This window comes from Paraburkholderia sp. RCC_158 (assembly GCF_041355255.1).
Lineage (GTDB): Bacteria > Pseudomonadota > Gammaproteobacteria > Burkholderiales > Burkholderiaceae > Paraburkholderia > Paraburkholderia graminis.
This window is the reverse complement of the sequence record NZ_JBFUPM010000082.1, coordinates 1-849: the sequence shown is the minus strand read 5'-3', so window position 1 is coordinate 849 and position 849 is coordinate 1. Positions and strand designations below refer to the sequence as shown.

Here is an 849-nt window from a genome sequence, read left to right as displayed (position 1 = left end):
ATCTTCATGAACGCTTCGTGGATGAGGGCGAGGCGTTCGAAGCGAACGCGCAGGCGTCTGAAGTTATGCAGCCAGGCGATTGTGCGTTCAACGACCCATCGGGTTTTGCCAAGGCCGCTGCCGTGCGGCTCACCACGACGGGCGATCTGGGTCGGGATGCCAGCAGCGTGTAAAGGTCGGCGGTATTTGTCGTGATCGTAGCCACGGTCACCCTGCACGATTGCCGGCTTCGACAGAGGTCGGCCACGCTTGCCGCGAATTGGCGGAATGGCATCGATCAGCGGCAGCAGTTGCGTGACGTCATGACGGTTGGCGCCCGTCAGGATTAGCGCGAGCGGGATACCTTGCGCTTCGGTGACGAGGTGATGTTTTGAACCAGGTCGAGCGCGATCGGTGGGATTAGGTCCTGTTTTTGACCCGATCCCACAGCACGAATGGAGGAAGAATCGACGATGACGCGTGACCAGTCGATGCGATCGGCCGCACGCAGCCTGGCCAGCAGTACTTCGTGCAACCGGTCCCAGACTCCGGCTTGCTGCCAGTCGCGCAGCCGGCGCCAGCAGCTCATGCCTGAGCCGCAGCCCATTTCCTGCGGGAGCATCTCCCACGGGATGCCGGACTGCAGCACGAACAGGATGCCCGTGAGCACGGCACGATCGTCTAACGGTTTGCGCCCGGGATACCGGGGCCGCCGAGGTTTGGGCGGTGGCAGCAACGGCTGGATCAGTGTCCACAATTCGTCATCGAGTATTGGTTTAGCCATGTCCTCTTCGCCAACGAAACAATGAAGAGGTTAACAGAGCATGATTCGGGTTAACAGCCCCTTCGACTCATTTTGTTAGGGTTTCT

The 849-nt window shown here is 60.2% G+C and carries 1 protein-coding gene; it reads right to left on the bottom strand.

Annotation, left to right across the window (positions count from 1 at the left end):
- Positions 1–763 (bottom strand): IS5 family transposase gene (locus tag AB6809_RS36230; RefSeq protein ID WP_371028610.1). Its coding sequence is split into 2 segments (ribosomal slippage), with 764 coding nucleotides annotated over them: positions 1–415 and positions 415–763; the frame shifts between segments, so codons are not numbered across the junction. This gene is flagged as partial in the annotation.
- Between the last annotated feature and the right edge of the window lie 86 nt (positions 764–849).